Origin of the sequence: Burkholderia sp. 9779_493 (genome assembly GCF_015712215.1) — a bacterium.
GTDB lineage: Bacteria > Pseudomonadota > Gammaproteobacteria > Burkholderiales > Burkholderiaceae > Burkholderia > Burkholderia cenocepacia.
This window is the reverse complement of record NZ_JACCQA010000002.1, coordinates 132,098-148,890: the sequence shown is the minus strand read 5'-3', so window position 1 is coordinate 148,890 and position 16,793 is coordinate 132,098. Positions and strand designations below refer to the sequence as shown.

Annotated in this window: 19 protein-coding genes; 9 read left to right on the top strand and 10 right to left on the bottom strand. The window is 67.7% G+C overall.

Annotated elements, in window-relative coordinates; all coding sequences use genetic code 11:
• Window positions 1-2: 2 nt before the first annotated feature.
• From H0X95_RS02270 to H0X95_RS02260, 3 genes are all read left to right on the top strand, one after another.
• Window positions 3-1,181, top strand: a complete 1,179-nt coding sequence (locus H0X95_RS02270) for a tetratricopeptide repeat protein (protein ID WP_006495595.1) — start codon at window positions 3-5, stop codon at window positions 1,179-1,181.
• 238 nt (window positions 1,182-1,419) lie between these two features.
• The gene (mscL, locus tag H0X95_RS02265; protein WP_006487991.1) at window positions 1,420-1,851 is read left to right on the top strand and encodes a large conductance mechanosensitive channel protein MscL; all 432 of its coding nucleotides are present in this window, start codon (window positions 1,420-1,422) and stop codon (window positions 1,849-1,851) included.
• A gap of 333 nt (window positions 1,852-2,184) precedes the next feature.
• Complete coding sequence (locus H0X95_RS02260; protein WP_006488003.1) at window positions 2,185-2,631, top strand: hypothetical protein; 447 nt, start codon at window positions 2,185-2,187, stop codon at window positions 2,629-2,631.
• Window positions 2,632-2,697: 66 nt separating this feature from the next.
• Here the strand turns inward: H0X95_RS02260 and H0X95_RS02255 are convergent, their stop codons facing one another.
• Window positions 2,698-3,591, bottom strand: a complete 894-nt coding sequence (locus H0X95_RS02255) for an NAD(P)-dependent oxidoreductase (RefSeq protein WP_006495594.1) — start codon at window positions 3,589-3,591, stop codon at window positions 2,698-2,700.
• Between the two features lie 134 nt (window positions 3,592-3,725).
• Between H0X95_RS02255 and H0X95_RS02250 the strand changes: the two genes are divergently transcribed.
• Window positions 3,726-3,935: a dodecin gene (locus H0X95_RS02250; protein WP_006493215.1), complete on the top strand. Its 210-nt coding sequence runs from the start codon at window positions 3,726-3,728 to the stop codon at window positions 3,933-3,935.
• Between the two features lie 221 nt (window positions 3,936-4,156).
• On the top strand, window positions 4,157-5,086 hold the full coding sequence (locus tag H0X95_RS02245) for a LysR substrate-binding domain-containing protein (RefSeq protein ID WP_006490213.1): 930 nt from the start codon (window positions 4,157-4,159) through the stop codon (window positions 5,084-5,086).
• A gap of 95 nt (window positions 5,087-5,181) precedes the next feature.
• On the opposite strand, the gene H0X95_RS02240 is transcribed toward H0X95_RS02245, so the two are convergent.
• Window positions 5,182-6,594 carry an 8-oxoguanine deaminase gene (locus H0X95_RS02240; protein ID WP_006490193.1) on the bottom strand — a complete coding sequence of 471 codons (1,413 nt, stop codon included), beginning with the start codon at window positions 6,592-6,594 and terminating at the stop codon, window positions 5,182-5,184.
• 507 nt (window positions 6,595-7,101) lie between these two features.
• Between H0X95_RS02240 and uraH the strand changes: the two genes are divergently transcribed.
• Together uraH and H0X95_RS02230 are read left to right on the top strand one after the other, a co-directional pair.
• Window positions 7,102-7,455, top strand: a complete 354-nt coding sequence (gene uraH / locus H0X95_RS02235) for a hydroxyisourate hydrolase (protein WP_006490200.1) — start codon at window positions 7,102-7,104, stop codon at window positions 7,453-7,455.
• A gap of 51 nt (window positions 7,456-7,506) precedes the next feature.
• Window positions 7,507-8,700 (top strand): urate hydroxylase PuuD, encoded by a 1,194-nt coding sequence (locus tag H0X95_RS02230; RefSeq protein ID WP_006490217.1) that lies wholly within the window; start codon window positions 7,507-7,509, stop codon window positions 8,698-8,700.
• A 101-nt stretch (window positions 8,701-8,801) separates the two neighbouring features.
• Here H0X95_RS02230 and H0X95_RS02225 read toward each other — a convergent pair whose 3' ends face one another.
• Window positions 8,802-9,212, bottom strand: coding sequence for an ACT domain-containing protein (locus tag H0X95_RS02225; RefSeq protein ID WP_006495592.1), 411 nt, complete (start codon window positions 9,210-9,212; stop codon window positions 8,802-8,804).
• A 60-nt stretch (window positions 9,213-9,272) separates the two neighbouring features.
• Entirely contained in the window at window positions 9,273-10,193 is a 921-nt protein-coding gene (locus tag H0X95_RS02220) for a LysR substrate-binding domain-containing protein (protein ID WP_034201602.1), read from the bottom strand.
• 134 nt (window positions 10,194-10,327) lie between these two features.
• Here H0X95_RS02220 and H0X95_RS02215 point away from each other — a divergent pair, with 134 nt between their 5' ends.
• Window positions 10,328-11,143, top strand: coding sequence for an aminotransferase class IV family protein (locus tag H0X95_RS02215; protein WP_408580185.1), 816 nt, complete (start codon window positions 10,328-10,330; stop codon window positions 11,141-11,143).
• Between the two features lie 33 nt (window positions 11,144-11,176).
• Here H0X95_RS02215 and H0X95_RS02210 read toward each other — a convergent pair whose 3' ends face one another.
• The gene (locus H0X95_RS02210; RefSeq protein WP_048989279.1) at window positions 11,177-11,581 is read right to left on the bottom strand and encodes a RidA family protein; all 405 of its coding nucleotides are present in this window, start codon (window positions 11,579-11,581) and stop codon (window positions 11,177-11,179) included.
• Window positions 11,582-11,731: 150 nt separating this feature from the next.
• Here H0X95_RS02210 and H0X95_RS02205 point away from each other — a divergent pair, with 150 nt between their 5' ends.
• Window positions 11,732-12,697, top strand: a complete 966-nt coding sequence (locus H0X95_RS02205; protein ID WP_059720667.1) for a LysR family transcriptional regulator — start codon at window positions 11,732-11,734, stop codon at window positions 12,695-12,697.
• 81 nt (window positions 12,698-12,778) lie between these two features.
• On the opposite strand, the gene H0X95_RS02200 is transcribed toward H0X95_RS02205, so the two are convergent.
• The 5 genes from H0X95_RS02200 to H0X95_RS02180 form a co-directional block, all read right to left on the bottom strand.
• The gene (locus H0X95_RS02200; protein WP_006495587.1) at window positions 12,779-13,291 is read right to left on the bottom strand and encodes an ureidoglycolate lyase; all 513 of its coding nucleotides are present in this window, start codon (window positions 13,289-13,291) and stop codon (window positions 12,779-12,781) included.
• Window positions 13,288-14,301 carry an allantoicase gene (gene alc, locus H0X95_RS02195; protein WP_006490198.1) on the bottom strand — a complete coding sequence of 338 codons (1,014 nt, stop codon included), beginning with the start codon at window positions 14,299-14,301 and terminating at the stop codon, window positions 13,288-13,290. The genes H0X95_RS02200 and alc overlap by 4 nt, the downstream gene beginning before the upstream one ends.
• Before the next feature lie 62 nt (window positions 14,302-14,363).
• On the bottom strand, window positions 14,364-14,885 hold the full coding sequence (gene uraD / locus H0X95_RS02190) for a 2-oxo-4-hydroxy-4-carboxy-5-ureidoimidazoline decarboxylase (protein ID WP_006490235.1): 522 nt from the start codon (window positions 14,883-14,885) through the stop codon (window positions 14,364-14,366).
• Entirely contained in the window at window positions 14,882-15,835 is a 954-nt protein-coding gene (gene puuE, locus H0X95_RS02185) for an allantoinase PuuE (RefSeq protein WP_006490231.1), read from the bottom strand. The genes uraD and puuE overlap by 4 nt, the downstream gene beginning before the upstream one ends.
• A gap of 160 nt (window positions 15,836-15,995) precedes the next feature.
• Window positions 15,996-16,787 carry an aspartate/glutamate racemase family protein gene (locus tag H0X95_RS02180; RefSeq protein WP_058901560.1) on the bottom strand — a complete coding sequence of 264 codons (792 nt, stop codon included), beginning with the start codon at window positions 16,785-16,787 and terminating at the stop codon, window positions 15,996-15,998.
• Between the last annotated feature and the right edge of the window lie 6 nt (window positions 16,788-16,793).

The following is a 16,793-nucleotide window of genomic DNA, read 5'->3' as shown; positions in this document are numbered from 1 at the left end:
CCATGAAGAAATCTCTCGCCGCACTCGGCCTCTCGCTGATGTTGCTGTCGTCCGCCGCGTTCGCGGTACCGTCGCTGCAGCAGGTCGAGCAGTCGATCGCGCAGCGTGACTGGCAACGCGCCGACACGCAGCTGTCGCAAGTCATCGACGCCCATCCGAACAACGCGCACGCGCGCTACCTGTATGCGCAGGTGCTGGACCGCGAAGGCCGCGCGTCCGATGCGCTCGTGCAACTGCAGCGCGCGAAATCGCTCGATCCGCAACTGCGCTTCACCGACGCGTCGCGTTTCGCGCAAACGGAGTCGCGCATTCGCGCCGACGCCGCGCGCGTGAGCGGCAACACGCCGTCGGCCACGCAGGCCGGCACGCTGCAGCCGGGGCTCGCCCCCGCCGTCGCGCCGGCCGAAAAACACGGCCCGTCGACCGGCATGTGGATCGGCCTCGGGCTGATCGTCGCCGTGATCGCGCTGGTGCTGCGCTGGACGCTGCGGCGCGCGCGCACGGCCGACAACGGCCGCGCCGACGACGAACGCCGCACGCAGCTCAAGCGCGCGACCGACGTGCTGAACGACATCCGGCCGCTCAAGCTCGATGCGAAGCTGTCGACGGCGCCCGGCGCCGCGGCGCTGACCGGCGAACTCGAAGCGATCGAGAACGACGCGCGTACGCTCGTTGAAACGCTGTCGAACGGCAAGAATCCGGTGCCGCCGTATCGCGTCGACGAACTCGAACAGCGTCACGCCAGCGTGAAGGCGCGCGTCGAGGGCCGCCCCGACCCGGCCGCGCAGCCCGCGGCGCCGACGAACGGCAGCGGCTCCGTGTACGCGCAGGAAGCCGATCGCGTGACGGGCGCCCAGGGCCAGCCCTATCAGCAGCAGCCCTACCCGCCGCAACAACCCTATCCGCAACAGCAGCCGCCCGTCGTGATCCAGCAAGGCGGCGGTTTCGGCGGCGGGATGGGCGGACTGCTGACCGGCGTGCTGCTCGGCCAGGCGATGTCCGGCGGCCGCGATCGCGTGGTCGAACACGACGTGATCGTCGACGGCGAGCGCCGCCGGCAGGAAGCCGACCCGGGCTTCGACCTCGGCCGCGGCGACGATTCGAACTGGAGCGACGGCAACGGCGGTGGCGGGATGGACCTCGGCAGCAACGACGACGGCTGGACCGACGACAACACCTGAGCCCCTGCCCACCGGGCGTCGACGTGCATGTCGACGCCCTGACACGCACGCCACGCCCCGTTGCATGACCGGCCGCGCCGACGCGCGGATTTGTCAATCATTTCAAGATGGACTACCGGCAATGGGGCACGTTCGCTATCATGCGGCCATCGGCGTGCCACCGACCCTGATTCGACGCAAAGCAATCCTGCGCGTCGCGGCACGCCTCCTCTCGCCCCCAACCAGGAGAAAGCCGCTCATGAGCATCATCAAGGAATTCAAGGAGTTCGCCGTCAAGGGCAACGTGATGGATCTCGCCGTCGGCGTGATCATCGGCGGCGCGTTCTCGAAAATCGTCGACTCGGTCGTGAAAGACCTCATCATGCCGGTCATCGGTGTGCTGACCGGCGGTCTGGATTTCTCGAACAAGTTCGTTCTGCTCGGCACCATCCCCCCGACGTTCAAGGGTAATCCCGACTCGTTCAAGGACCTGCAGGCCGCAGGCGTCGCCGCATTCGGCTACGGCTCGTTCATCACCGTGGCGATCAATTTCGTTATCCTCGCGTTCATCATTTTCCTGATGGTGAAATTCATCAACAAGCTGCGCAAGCCGGAAGAAGCCGCGCCGGCCGCGACGCCGGAAGACACCGTGCTGCTGCGCGAGATCCGCGATTCGCTCAAGCAGCGCTGATCGCCACGCGCTCCGCCCCCCAGGCCCGCCTCGTGCGGGCCTTTTTATTGCGTACACGATGCACCGCCGCATGCGGCCCATCTCATTTTTTTGTGACGAGCGAATGCACGCGCGGGAAAAGCAGGTCTATGATGGAGACTAAACGACAGTACGGGCGCCAAGACGCTGGCTGTGTCGATCATGGCGAGCAGGTCGACGGGAGACATTGATCGTCGTACTGCACGAATGCAGCATTTTCGTGTGCTATAAAGGATCGACATGCGGCGTACATAGCCGGGAGTGGGTCGCATGAAAGTGCCGCATTTCTTGCAATTGTTTTTGAGGCGAGTGTTTATGTCCTTCCCGAAAAAACGTCGGCGTGCGCCGCAGGATGGCCAGGAGTCGTTCCTCGCGGTCCTGCGTCACTCGAAACCGTTTGCCCAGCTCGACACCAAGATTGCCCGCGCCCGCGCGCAGGACGAACCCGTCCTCTATGCGCATGTGCTGCCCGGCCTCGACGTGCTCCTGTGCAGCGTGCGCGGCGCACAGCCGCCTTATCCGGCCATCGCCGAATTGCGCAAGCGCTGCATCGAATCGATCGCCAACGCGCTCGAGCAGCCGCTCGACGGCCTCGAGAACGGCGGATACTGGTACGAAGCAAACGGCTTCGGCTTCCTCGTCTTCGCGAGCCGCGCCCGTGCGCGCATCCTGCCCGAGTTTGGTGCAGGCACGAAAGCGAGCCTGCGCGGCGGCCTCGGCCGCCAGAACGCGGGCGACACGACACCCCGCTCGCTCGGCTGATCCGCCAGTCATTCGATGGGCCGCCTTTGGGCGGCCCATCTGCCATTCACACGCTCCGCTTGCCCGTCACGACACCTGTTGACGGCCGTTGTTCGGCCGCACGATGTCGATGAACGCGGCGAAATCGGCGCCGGCGAGCCCCTGCGCGGCGCCGAGCCTCAGCACCTGCTGCACGGTGGCCGACACGGGCATCACCGCGCCCGTGTCGCGCGCGGCGTCGGCGATGGCATCGACATCCTTCTGGAACGTCGCGAGCGCGCCGATCGGCGGATGGCCGCCCGACGTCATGCGCGGCACGAACGTCTGCAGCAGCACCGAATCGGCCCAGCCACCGGCCAGTGCCTCGGCCAGACGCGCGGCGTCGATGCCGCTCGCCTGCGCGAGGCCGACCGCCTCGGCGATCGCGGTGACCGTCGCGGTCACGATCGCCTGATTGCACAGCTTCGCCGTCTGGCCCGCGCCGGCGTCGCCCATGTGCGTGATGCGCGACGCGTACGTATCGATCAGCGGGCGCACCGCGTCGAGATCGGCCGCGCGGCCGCCGGCCATCACCGCGAGCGTGCCGGCCTGCGCGCCCGGCACGCCGCCGGACACCGGCGCATCGACCCAGCCGACCCCGAGCGCCGCCGCGCGCGCCGCGTAGTCGCGCGTGGCGGCAGGCGGAATGCTCGAATGATCGACGATGCGCTGCAGGCGACGCGCATTCGCGCCACCGGAAAGCAGCCCGTGCTCGCCGAACACGACGTCGCCGACCGCACGACCGTCGAGCACGCACACGAATACCGTATCGACGCGCTCGGCCAGCTCGCGCGGCGTGCCGACTACCTGCGCGCCGTCCTTCACGAGCGCCTCGGCCTTCTCGCGCGAGCGATTCCACACGCTGACGCGATGCCCGGCCGCCAGCAAATGCCGAATCATCGGCGCGCCCATCAATCCCGGTCCGCAAAATCCGACTTCCACGATGTTCCTCGTCTCCGATATGGGTTGCACTTGCCGCCCATCATACCTATCACTCAAGAAGCCGGGCACGCACGGCGCCGTTGCGGGCGCGCGCCTTGCACCGGCCCATCATGCGAACGTCCCAGGGAGGCATCATGAGCGACCACGTGTACAAGATGATCGAACTGACCGGCTCGTCGCGGCAATCGAGCGACGACGCGATTCGCAACGCGATCTCGAAAGCCGGCAAGACGCTGCACAACCTGCACTGGTTCCAGGTGACCGAAACGCGCGGTCACATCGAAGGCGACCAGGTCGTGCACTGGCAGGTCACGCTGAAGGTCGGCATGCGCATCGACGACTGACGCGCGCACCGCCGCACCCGCCGCGCCGCGATCCGGATCCGCGCAAGGCGGAGCCGTGCGGCGCCGCGCGCCCCGCATTGCATCCCGTTCGGGCCCCTTGTCGCGGCCCGGCCGCCGCGTGCCTGCGGGTATCCATCTCTTGACGCTGATTTTCGTTCATATTAAAAACGATATACCCCACCTGCCCCTCGATCAGCCCAGCCATATAAACCGGAGATAACATGAGTCAGCAACGCGAGGCGATCGACACGTACCTCTTGCGCGTCTTGCATACCTTGTTGATGGAGCGCAGCGTCACGCGCGCGGCCGTCAAACTGAACCAGTCGCAACCGGCGATCAGCGCCGCGCTGCGGCGCCTGCGCGACATCACCGGCGACCCGCTGCTGGTGCGCGGCAAATCCGGCATGGTGCCGACCGAATACGGGCTGCGCCTGCTCGAGCCCGTGCAGAACGCGCTGCGTGAAATCGAGCGCATCAAGTTCCAGCAGCACAACTTCGATCCGGCCACGTCGATCCGCTGCTACCGGATCGGCTGCCCCGACTACCTGAACGTGCTGTTCGTCCCGACCGTCGTCGAACGCTTCCGCCAGGCCGCGCCGAATGCGACGCTCGAGTTCCATTCGCTCGGCCCCGCGTTCGACTACGAGCTCGCGCTGGAAGACGGCAAGCTCGACATCGTCGTCGGCAACTGGCCCGAGCCGCCCGAGCAACTGCACCTGTCGAACCTGTTCGTCGACGAAATCGTCTGCCTGATGAGCAATACGCACCCGTTCGCGAAGCGCGGCGGGCTCACGCTCGACCAGTACCTGAACGCACCGCACCTCGCGCCGACGCCGTACTCGGTCGGCCAGCGCGGCGCGATCGACGTGCATCTCGCGCGCGAGCGGCTCAAGCGCCACGTGGTCGTCACGCTGCCGTACTTCAACCTCGCGCCGTACGTGCTCGTGAAGTCGGACCTGATCTTCACGACCACGCGGCTGTTCGCCGATCACTACGCGAAGTTCCTTCCGCTGTCCGTCGTGCCGGCGCCGCTCGACTTCCCGCCGATGCAGTACTACCAGCTGTGGCACGAACGCTGCCATTACTCCGACGAAGTGCGCTGGCTGCGCAGCCTCGTCGCCGAAGCCACCCGCACGCTGATCGAGCCGTAACGGCTTGCACGCGCCCGCGCGTTCACGGCGCGGGGCGACGATGGCCGGCGGCGGCGCGCCCGGCCTGGCCGCCGCCGCACGGCTTCAGTGCTGCCTCAGCGCGATGCCTCGACGAGTGCATGCGCGAGTGCATTGTGACGCTCGATCACGGGCGGCAGATCGAGCGTCGCCAGCCGCCCTTCCCGCACCACCACCTTCCCGTTCACCACCGTGTACGCCGTCTGCGACGGCGCGCAGAACACGAGCGCCGCGACCGGATCGTGCAACGCGCCCGCGAACAGCGGCTGCCGCAGGTCGAACGCGGCGAAATCCGCGGCCATGCCGGGTTTCAGCGCGCCGATGTCGTCGCGGTTCAGCACCTTCGCGCCGCCGAGCGTCGCGATCTCGAGCGCTTCGCGCGCGGTCATCGCGTCGGGCCCGAAGCCGACCCGCTGCAGCAGCAGCGCCTGGCGCACTTCCGCCACCATCTGCGCACCGTCGTTCGACGCGGAACCGTCGACGCCAAGCCCGACCGGCACGCCCGCGAGCCGCATCTTCTTCACGGGCGCGATGCCGGACGCGAGCCGCATGTTCGAACACGGACAGTGCGCGACGCCCGTGCCGGTACGCGCGAACAGGCCGATGCCCGCATCGTCGAGCTGCACGCAGTGCGCATGCCACACGTCGTGGCCGACCCAGCCGAGATCTTCTGCATATTCGGCAGGCGTCATCCCGAACTTCTCGCGGCTGTACGCGATGTCGTTGACGTTCTCCGCGAGGTGCGTGTGCAGCGACACGCCGTATTCGCGCGCCAGCACGGCCGCGTCGCGCATCAGCTCGCGGCTCACCGAGAACGGCGAGCACGGCGCGACCACCACGCGCAGCATCGCGTAGCGGCCTTCGTCGTGATAGGTCTCGATCAGGCGCTGCGCGTCGCGCAGGATGTCAGGTTCGCGCTCGACGACCGAATCGGGCGGCAGCCCGCCGTCGCGCTGGCCGACGCTCATCGCCCCGCGGCTCGCGTGAAAGCGCATGCCGATCCGCTGCGCGGCGCCGATGCTGTCGTCGAGCCGGCTGCCGTTCGGGTAGATGTACAGATGGTCGCTCGACGTCGTGCAGCCCGACTGCAGCAGCTCGGCCATCGCGGTGAGCGTCGACACCTCGATCATCTCGGGCGTCAGGTGCGCCCAGATCCGGTACAGGTTCGTGAGCCAGCCGAACAGCTCGGCGTTCTGCGCGGCCGGCACCGCGCGCGTGAGGCTCTGGTACATGTGGTGGTGCGTGTTCACGAGCCCCGGGATCACGAGGTGGCCGCGCAGGTCGAGCACTTCGTCGGCCGTGTCCGGCAGCTCGGCGCTCGGGCCGACCGCGACGATCCGGTTGTCTTCGATGTAGAGCCCTGCGTCGCGCAGCTCGCGACGCGTGTCGTCCATGGTCACGAGCACGTCGGCGTGCTTGACCAGCAGGGTCGTCGGGCGGGATGAGGAGGGGTTCGGCGCGCGTGCGCCAGCGTGCTGCTCGAGATTCATGCGTTCTCCGCGTCGGTCTGCCTCCAGGGGCTGTCCTGGAGGCGGTCACACAGCCGTTCGAACGCTGAATCGCGGCACGCCCCGGTGCCTGCGTCCGTTCGAACGCCCTGGCCCGGTTACCCGGCGTGCTCGCCGTCTTCGGGGTACGCGCGGGCCACGGGCCGACGCGCACGGCGGGAGGATCGCCCAAGCGCGCGCCGCGCACAATGCGCGATCCGGAATACCGCCCTTCAGGGATTCGGTATGGTACGCCGCCCGCCGCCCTGCCGGGCGCCCGCAACCGCCGCTCGAAGCCCTATCCGGCGGGCCGTCGACAGCCGCTCATGCGCGGCGCATTATCTTTGATATCGCGCCCGTATTTGCGTGGGGAACCTTTTTACAATGCCTGCACGGCGCTCGCTTCACTCTCGCCGACGGGTATGTAGCCACGTGACGTGGAGCCTCGATCCGCCGCACAGTCATGGATCGAGCCGCCGCCGAACCTCGCATTCACACAAGGAACAACGAATGGGAAAGCTCACTACCCACGTACTCGATACGGCGCACGGCCGTCCCGGCGCCGCCATCAAGGTGGACCTCTACGCGCTGGACGGCGAATCGCGCCGCGCGATCAAGACCGTGCTGACCAATAGCGACGGCCGCTGCGACGAACCCCTGCTCGAAGGCGCGGCGCTCGCCGCCGGCGAATACGAACTCGTATTCCATGCCGGCGACTACTTCGCGGCGCTCGGCGTGAAGGTGCCCGAACCCCGCTTCGTCGACCGCGTCGTGCTCCGCTTCGGCATCGCCGACACCGCATCGCACTACCACGTGCCGCTGCTCGTGTCGCCGTGGTCGTACAGCACCTATCGCGGCAGCTGACATACGCATCAGCGCCCGCATCAAGACAAAATCTGAGTCTGGAGGAGTTTCATGGAAGGCTTCATCACCGACTGGCTGAACCTCGCGCTGCGATGGCTGCACGTCATCGTCGCCATTGCGTGGATCGGCGAGTCGTTCTATTTCGTCGCGCTCGACAACAGCCTGAAACCGCCGACCGACCCGAACCAGCGCAAGCGCGGCGTGTTCGGCGAGCTGTGGCACGTCCACGGCGGCGGCTTCTACAACATGCAGAAGTACACGGTCGCCCCGCCGGAAATGCCGGATGACCTGCACTGGTCGAAGTGGCCGTCGTACACGACGTGGCTGTCGGGCTTCACGCTGTTCTTCGTGCTGTACCTGCTCGCCCCGAACACGTACCTGATCGACAAGAACGTGCTCGACATGGGCCCGGTCGTCGCCGTCGCGTCCGCGCTCGGCTTCCTCGCCGCCGGCTGGATCGTCTACGACTCGCTGTGCCGCATCCTCGGCACCAACGACCGCGTGCTGGGCATCTGCGTCGGCCTGTACGTCGTCGTCGCGGCGTACCTCGCGTGCCACATCTTCTCGGGCCGTGCCGCCTACCTGATCGTCGGCGCGATGCTCGCGACGATCATGTCGGCGAACGTGTTCTTCGTGATCATCCCCGGCCAGCGCAAGATGGTCGACAAGATGCTCAAGGGCGAAGAGCCGAACCCGATCTACGGCAAGCGCGGCAAGCAGCGTTCGGTGCACAACACGTACTTCACGCTGCCGGTCGTGTTCGCGATGCTGTCGAACCACTATGCGATGACGTACACGAACAAGTTCAACTGGGTCGTGCTCGTGCTGATCATGCTGGCCGGCGCCCTGATTCGCCAGTTCTTCGTGATGCGTCACCGCGGCAAGCAGCTGTGGTACCTGCCGATCGGCGGCGTCGCGCTGCTGTCGGGCGCGCTGGTGTGGACGATGCCGAAGCCGGTCGCACCGGAAGCGCAAGCGGCCAACGCACCGAAGATCGTGATCAACGACATCATGCCGATCCTGCAGCAGCGCTGCGTCGAGTGCCACTCGGCCAAGCCGACGCTGATGGGCAGCGCGCCCGCGGGCGTGATGTTCGATACGCCGGACGAAGTGTCGAAGAACGCGCAGCGCATCTACGACCAGGCCGTGCGCCTGAAGGCGATGCCGATCGGCAACGTCACGCACATGACCGACGACGAGCGGACCAAGCTCGCCGCCTGGTTCGAGGGCGGCGCGGTCAAGTAAGCCGCCCGGCGCCGGCACGGTCATGCGCCGGCGCCATCCTCTCCGTTCGCGGGCCCGGTCACGGGCCCGTTTTTTTGCCCGCTCAGAATGCCCTGCGCGCGTCAGCCGCGCATCGCGTCGCGCTGCAGTGCGACGAGTGCATCGCGGGCGCGCGGGCCGTCGTCGAACGGCACGAAGATGTGATCGTGGTACGCGGCGGCCATCACGTTGCAACTGATGCCGGCCGCACCGAGCGCGCGTGCGAACGCGGCCGTGAGGCCGACGGCCGCGAGGTCGGAATGCACGGTGAGCGTGATCCAGGCGGCGCGGAACAGCACCGGCCAGCCGCGCCGGGCGGCCGTCTGCTCGTCGACCACGACCGTCAGCCCTTCCGCTTCGCGGAACGTCGCGATCACGTCGGATACCGATACGTCGGCGTCGTGCGGCAGCGCGATGAACGCGAACGCGCCCGGATGCAGTTCGGGCCGCATCGTGCGCAGCAGGACCGCGAGGTCGTTTTCAGGCTGGCTCATCGGAAGATCGCGCCCGGAAGCGGGCGTCGTGCAGTGGCGCTGCGGGCACGATAGCACGCGCTACACGCGCACCGTCGCGACTTCGTCCGCGAGCCAGCCGCGCAACGCGACGATGCGCGGATCATCCTGCAGGTGCGCCGGATATACGACGTGATACGCGAGCGTCGGCGCCACGTCGACGCTCACGTCGAACAGCCGCACGAGGCGCCCGTCCGCGAGATCGCGCACGATCATGTGCGGCTCGGCCAGCCCGACCGCCGCGCCGTCCGCCACGGCCTGCACGACGTGGCTGGAATCCGGAAACGCGACGCACCGGCTGTCGTCGAAACCTGCGACCCCGGCTGCCGTCATCCATGCCGACCAGCGCGGCCAGCGCACGCCGTCGACTTCGCAGTCGGCGTGGCACAGCGTGTAGCGCAGCAGGTCGCGCGGCACGCGCGGCGGCTGCCCGGCCGACAGCAGCGCAGGGCTGCAGACCGCGACGACCGACGTGCCGAACAGGCGCTGCGCACCTGCATCGCGGTAACGCCCGGTGCCGAAGCGGATCGCGACGTCCACATCGTCGTCGGCGAAATCGCGCAGGCGATCGGTGATGTCGAACGTGAGTTCGAGCGCGGGATGGGCGGCCCTGAAACGCGGCAGGCGCGGCAGCAGCCAGTGCGTCGCGAAGCGTGCGCCGACCGACACGCGCAGTTCGGTCTGCTCGCGCGCGAGGCGGCGCGCCCGTGCGGTCGCACGTTGCAGGCCCGCCAGCGCGTCGGCGGCCGCGCCGGCCAGCACGACGCCGGCGGGCGTCAGCCGGATGCTGCGGCTCGTACGGACGAACAGGTCCATGCCGAGTTGCGCTTCGATTTCCTTGATCTGGTGACTGACGGCGGCCGGCGTCAACCCGACCTCGTCGGCCGCCCGCGAGAAATTCAGGTGCCGCGCCGCTGCATCGAACGTCCTCAGCGCGCGCGTACCGGGCCACATGCGTTCCATCGATCTTCAAAAGGAATTTGATGACCGTCCGAAAACTACTCGTTTTTCATGACGCCATCAATGAGCAAACAATAGCCGTTCTTGAAGATGCCGCGCGCCGCCCCGTGCCCGCGGCCGAACCCGGAGATTTGCCGATGACCGCCGTATCGTTCCCGTCCGTCACTCAACTCAACGGCACGACCACCGCGCCGGATGCACTCGCCGCGCTGGCCTTCGCGGGCCACGCGCATTTCACCGCGATGCAGGTCCGCGACGGGCGCGTGCGCGGCCTCGACCTGCATCTCGCCCGGCTGCGCGAAGCATCGAATGCACTGTTCGGGCAGGCGCTGCCCGACGCACGAATGCGCACGTTCCTGCACGCCGCGCTCGAGCACGCGCCATCGGCGCTGTCGCTGACCGCGACCGTTCATGCGACGAGCGGCGAATTCGTCGCGCCGCGCGCCGATGAAACGCTCGACGTGCTGGTGCGCACCGCGGCGCCGTCGTCGGGGCCCGCAGGCCCACTCGATCTCGCGCTGTTCGACTACGAGCGCGTGCTGCCGGCGATCAAGCACGTCGGCGAAGTCGCGAAAACGCACTTTCTGCGCCGCGCGGTCTCACGGGGTTTCGACGATGCGGCGTTCATCGATCGCCACGGGCGCATCAGCGAAGGCTCGATCTGGAATCTGGCGTTCTGGACCGGCGACGCGGTCGTGTGGCCGGTGGCCGGCATGCTCGGCGGTGTCACGATGGGCATCCTGCGGCGGCAACTGGCACGCCTCGGCGTCGCGCAGCACGACCGTGAAGTCAGGCCGGCCGACCTGCCGTCACTGGCCGGCGCCGTCGTGATGAATTCATGGACGCCGGCCATCGCGGTGCGCCGGCTCGGCACGGCGACGCTGCCCGATTCGTCGTCGTTCGTCGCGCTGCTGCATCGCGCGTATGAACACGAGCCGGCCGTCGCGCCGTGATGCAGGCCAAGCTGAAACCCAGGCGCCGAATGCTCATGCGTCGCCCGTCTCCGGCAGCCGCGCAATCACCTTGATCTCGAACTGAAACCCATACAGCCAGGTCACGCCGACGGCGGTCAGCGTCGGATGCGGTGCGTCGCCCCAGTATTCGGGCACGATCTCCCAGACCCGCTTGAACGTCGCTTCGGGATCGACGAGGAACACCGTCACGTCGACGACGTCGTCGAACGTGCAGCCGGCCGCGCGCAGCACCGCATTCAGGTTGTCGAACGCACGGCGCACCTGCGCGCCCAGTTCCGGCTCGGGCGAGCCGTCCTCGCGGCTGCCCACCTGCCCGGATACGAACAGGAAGCCGTTCGCGCGCAGCGCCGGCGAATAACGGTTGCGGTCGTACAGCGCCTGGCGACCCGGCGGAAAAACTGCGCTACGCTTTGCCATTCGACACCTCCATCGGTCTTGGGCGGCATGCCCGTGCATCAACGATGAAGGCACTTTAAGGACCGTTGCGCGGCGGATAAACCGGCAACCCTGTCCAACACTGTTTGCACATCCCAAACAATCCTGCGACCGACGCGGAGCCCCGACCCGATGGATCGATTCGACGCAATGCAGGCGTTCGCCCGCGTGGTGGAAGCCGGCAGCTTCACGAAGGCAGCCGACACGCTGCACATGAGCCGCACCACCGTCACGCAACTGGTGCAGCAGCTCGAAGCGCGGCTGCGCGTGAAGCTGTTCAACCGCACGACCCGCAAGGTCGTCGTCACGGCCGACGGCGCCGCGTACTACGAACGTGTCGTGCGGCTGCTGGCCGACATGGACGATGCCGAAACGAGCCTGTCCGCGGCGTCGGCGTCGCCGCGCGGGCGGCTGCGGGTGGACGTGCCGAGCCCGTTCGCGCGCCTGATCCTGATCCCCGCGCTACCCGCGTTTCATGCGCGCCATCCGGACATCCAGCTCGACATGGGCGTGAGCGACCGCGTGGTCGACGTGATCGGCGAGAACGTCGATTGCGTCGTGCGCGGCGGCGAGCCGACCGACCGCTCGCTGGTCGCGCGCCACATCGGCGACCTGCGGCTCGGCGTGTACGCATCGCCCGCCTATCTCGCGCGCGCCGGTACGCCGTCGCATCCGGCCGAACTCGACGACACGCATCATCGCGTCGTCGGCTTCCTGTGGGCGCGCACCGGCAAGACGCTGCCGTTCGCGATGACATGCGACGGCGAGCAGGTCCACGTGCGTGGGCGCTACGTGCTCGCGGTCGACGACGGCAATGCGTACCTCGCAGCCGGCCTCGCGGGGCTCGGCATCCTGTGGCTGCCCGACTACATGGCCGCCGCGTATCGCGCGAACGGCGAACTGGTGCCGCTGTTCGCGCAATGGCAACTCGAACCGATGCCGATGTACGTCGCCTTCCCGCCGAACCGGCACGTCAGCGCGAAGCTGCGCGTGTTCGTCGACTGGGTGGCCGAGCTGATGACGCAGCATGCGCCGGTCGCCACCCGGCGGCGCGGCGGCCAGGGTTCGCGCGCGATGCGCCAGTCCTCGTCCATCTGATTCACGCGCAGGTGAGCGTCCATGAAAAAAACCGCGCAGGCCGCGCGGGTTTCGACGGGAGGACGATCGGATCGGCCTGACTCAGGCCGTCACCGCATCCAGTGCATCCTCGGTGAGCCACAGCGATTCCGGCAGATCCTGCTCGTTCAGGTTCAGGCCGTCACCGCCGCGATCGACGACGATGAAGTCGCTGACGCCGCCGAGCGCGATCAGCGGGTGATGCCACACGCCCTTCGCGTAGTTGACGCCCTGCCAGCCGCTCGTCACGAACGCACGGATCTTCGCCGGGTCGAGATCGCCCGCGGGCGCGACGACGACGAGATACGGCTGGTCGTTCAGCGGCACGAACGCCTGGCTGCCGAGCGGGTGCCGCTCCAGCATCTTCACTTCGAACGGCAGCGTGCGCGGCTGGCCGCGGAACAGGTTGACGAGCGTGCGGCCGCCTTCATCGGTCACGTCGACTTTCGCGAGATCGTGAAAGCGGATCGTCGTGCCGAGGTTGATCGGGATCTGCTTCGCCCCTTCCGTTTCGATCACGTCGCCGAACGGCGCGAAGGCTTCCTTGGTCAGCGGTTCGATGGCAAGCGTCTTCATTTGTCGAGCGTCCCCCACAGACGCAGGCGCGACACGCCGCCGTCCGGAATGATGTTCAGTCGCACGTGCGTGACGGGGCCGAGCGACGCGATGTCCTGTTCGAAGTAGTGCTGCTTGTCCATCTGCAGCTTCTGTTCGCCGAGCAGCACCGGCCAGAACATCGACTGCGTGATCAGCGAGCTGTCCGTGCCGCCCGACACGTACGCGGCCTGGATCGAGCAGCGATCCGGATAGTTGCCCTTGAAGAACGCGGTATCGACTTCGATCTTGCGGATCACGCCCGGCTGCGCGAGCGCGATGATCGCCCAGTCGTTGCCCGGCTCGCGGCGGCGGCGGGTTTCCCAGCCGTCGCCCATGTTCACGCCGCGGCCCGGCAGCAGCAGGTTCGACGCGACGCCAAAGTGCTGGTTGTTCGCGGCCACCACGTAACCGCCGTTTTCCATCGCCGCGAGGTCGAACTGCTCGGTCGCGCTCGCGCCGGCCCAGTCGAGCTGCGGCTGGCCGTACACGCGCAGGCGCGCGATGCCGCCGTCCGGGTAGATGTTTACGCGCAGATGCGTGAACGCCCGTGCGTCGTGCGCTTCGACGTAGTGATGGCTGTTGCCCTGCAGCGTCGTCGACGGCACGATCTCGACCCACTCGGTCGCATGCGTCGGCGCGCCGTCGGCCACGAACGCGGCCTCGATCGACGCGGCCGGCGGGAAGTTGCCGGTGAAATGGCTCGTGTCGATGTCGAAGCCCTTGATCACGCCCGGGCGCGCGAGCTTGACGATGCACCAGTCGTAGCCGGTCGTACGCTTGCGGCGCGTTTCCCAACCGTCCATCCACTTGCCGTGGTCGTCGTACTTGCCGGGAATGAAGACGGCCGGCTCGGGGTTCAGCATCCGGTCCTTCGGCGCGAAGAAGTCGTCGCTGGCCTCGAGCGCCTGCGCACCGAGACGCGGGTCGGCAAGATTCACGTAGCGCCGCGTGAAATCGGGTGCGTTCGGATCGAGAAGCGGAACAGCCATGATGTTTCCTTGTTTCAGTGAGGCGATCAGGCCGCTGCGACGCAGCAGGCCGTATTGCGGTGTCAGGCGTCGATCAGGTCGTCGAGGCGGAAGCGCGCGATCCGGTAGATCTGGTCGAGGCTCGTGCGCAGTTCCTCGGTGCGCGAATGATTCACGCGCGACTCGAAGTTCGCGATGATGCCGTGGCGATCATAACCGCGCACCGCGAGGATGAACGGGAAGCCGAACTTCTCGCGATACGTGCGGTTCAGCGTCAGCAGCTTGTCGAATTCTTCCTGCGTGCACTGGTCGAGGCCTGCGCCGCTCTGTTCGCGGGTCGACTCGGCCGTCAGCTCGCCGCGCACGGCGGCCTTGCCGGCCAGTTCCGGGTGAGCGTTGATCAGCGCGAGCTGGCGCACTTCGCCGCCGTTTTCCACCGCGCCCGACATCGTCTTGTGCAGCGCGTCGATGCTCGCGAACGGCCGCTCGCCCGCGGCGACTTCGGCCACCCACGGCGAATGTTCGAAAATCCCCGACAGCGCCGCGACAAATGCGCTCGGCGCCATCGTGTTCAGTTGTTCCAACGTGTAGCGCATCGCCTTCATGCTTTCCCTTCGTTTCGATGATTGGGCTGATACGGATGATGTTCACGCCAGTGACGCGCGATATCGACACGGCGCGTCACCCATACGCGATCGTGCTTCTCGATGTGATCGAGGAAACGCTGCAGCCCGCGGAACCGGCCCGGCCGGCCGAGCAGTCGGCAGTGCATGCCGATCGACAGCATCTTCGGCGCCTCGTCGCCTTCCGCGTACAGCACGTCGAATGCGTCGCGCAAGTAGTCGAAGAAGTGGTCGCCGGTGTTGAAGCCCTGCGGCGTCGCGAAACGCATGTCGTTCGTGTCGAGCGTGTACGGCACGATCAGTTGCGGCGACGTGCGGCCGCCCGACACTTCGACGTCCATCCAGAACGGCAGGTCGTCGCCGTAGTTGTCGGAGTCGTACAGGAAGCCGCCGTATTCGGCGACCAGGCGGTGCGTATTGGGGCTGTCGCGGCCGGTATACCAGCCGAGCGGGCGCTCGCCCGTCACGCGCTCGATCGCCTCCATCCCGAGGCGCATGTGCTCGGCTTCGAGCTCCGGCGCCATGCTCTGGTAGTGGATCCAGCGCCAGCCGTGGCATGCGATCTCATGGCCGAGCTCGACGAAGGCGCGCGCGAGTTCCGGATGCCGCTCGATCGCCATGCCGACGCCGAATACCGTCAGCGGCAACCCGCGCTTCTCGAATTCGCGCAGGATGCGCCACACGCCGGCCCGCGACCCGTATTCGTAGATCGACTCCATGCTCATGTGGCGGTCCGGATACGCGGCCGCGCCGACGATTTCGGACAGGAACTGCTCGGAGCCCGGATCGCCGTGCAGCACGCAGTTCTCGCCGCCCTCCTCGTAGTTCAGCACGAATTGCACGGCGACGCGGGCGCGCCCCGGCCAGTTCGCCTGAACGGGATGGCGGCCGTAGCCGATCAGGTCGCGAGGATAGTTGGGATCGAGTGACATGGTTCGAAGTGCAACGAAAACGGGCTGAATGAGCGGGCTGAAATAATGGGTTCGCATCGACCGCGCGGTGCCGGAGGCCGGCCGCACAAGCCGATGCGATGACGGCCCAGTGTAGCGAAAAGGTTCATACGCGCCCATACAGCGGCGCAGATAGTGCGTGTCAGACGGTGTGTATGTGCGGTTGCGGCAAATTCGGGACCGGTTCCGCCGCATCCCCGTCCGACGGGCTGAAGCGGGCGAACGCGCCGTCGTAGCGCTTCGGCAGCGGCCGCGCGTAGTCGCCGCGTTTCGCGGTCGCGAGGCGCAGCGCGACCAGCGCCTCGGCCCACTTCACGGCCGCCGTGACGCCCTCGACCACCGGCGCGCCGATCTGCTGCTCGACCTCGTGCGCGAATTCGGCCATCCCCGCGCAGCCGAGCACGATCGCGTCGGCGCCGTCCTCGTCGAGCGCGCGCCGGCATTCGTCGACGATGATCCGGCGCGCGGCCGAGCCGGGCCGGTCGAGTTCGAGCACCGCGACGTCGGTCGCGCGCACGTTGCGGCAGAACCGCTTCATCCCGTAGCGCTCCGCGAGGTGCCACGCCATCCCGCAGGTGCGCGCGAGCGTCGTGACGACCGAGAAGCCCGGCGCGAGCACGCTCGCCGCATGCATCGCGGCCTCGGCGATGCCGATCACCGGCCCGCGCGCGAGCTCGCGCGCGGCGTACAGGCCCGGATCGCCGAAACACGCGATCACGTATGCGTCGCAGCCGTCGCGCTCGCCCTGCGCGATCTCCGCGAGGAGGCCCGGCGTCGCGAGCGCCTCGTCGTAATATCCTTCGATCGACGGCGGCCCCATCGGCGGGCTCACGGCGACGATCTCCGTGCCGGCGGCCGCGACCTCGCGCGCGCAGCGGCCCATCGCGTCGGTCATCCGCTGCGTCGTGTTCGGATTGATCAGTCGGATCTTCATCGCACG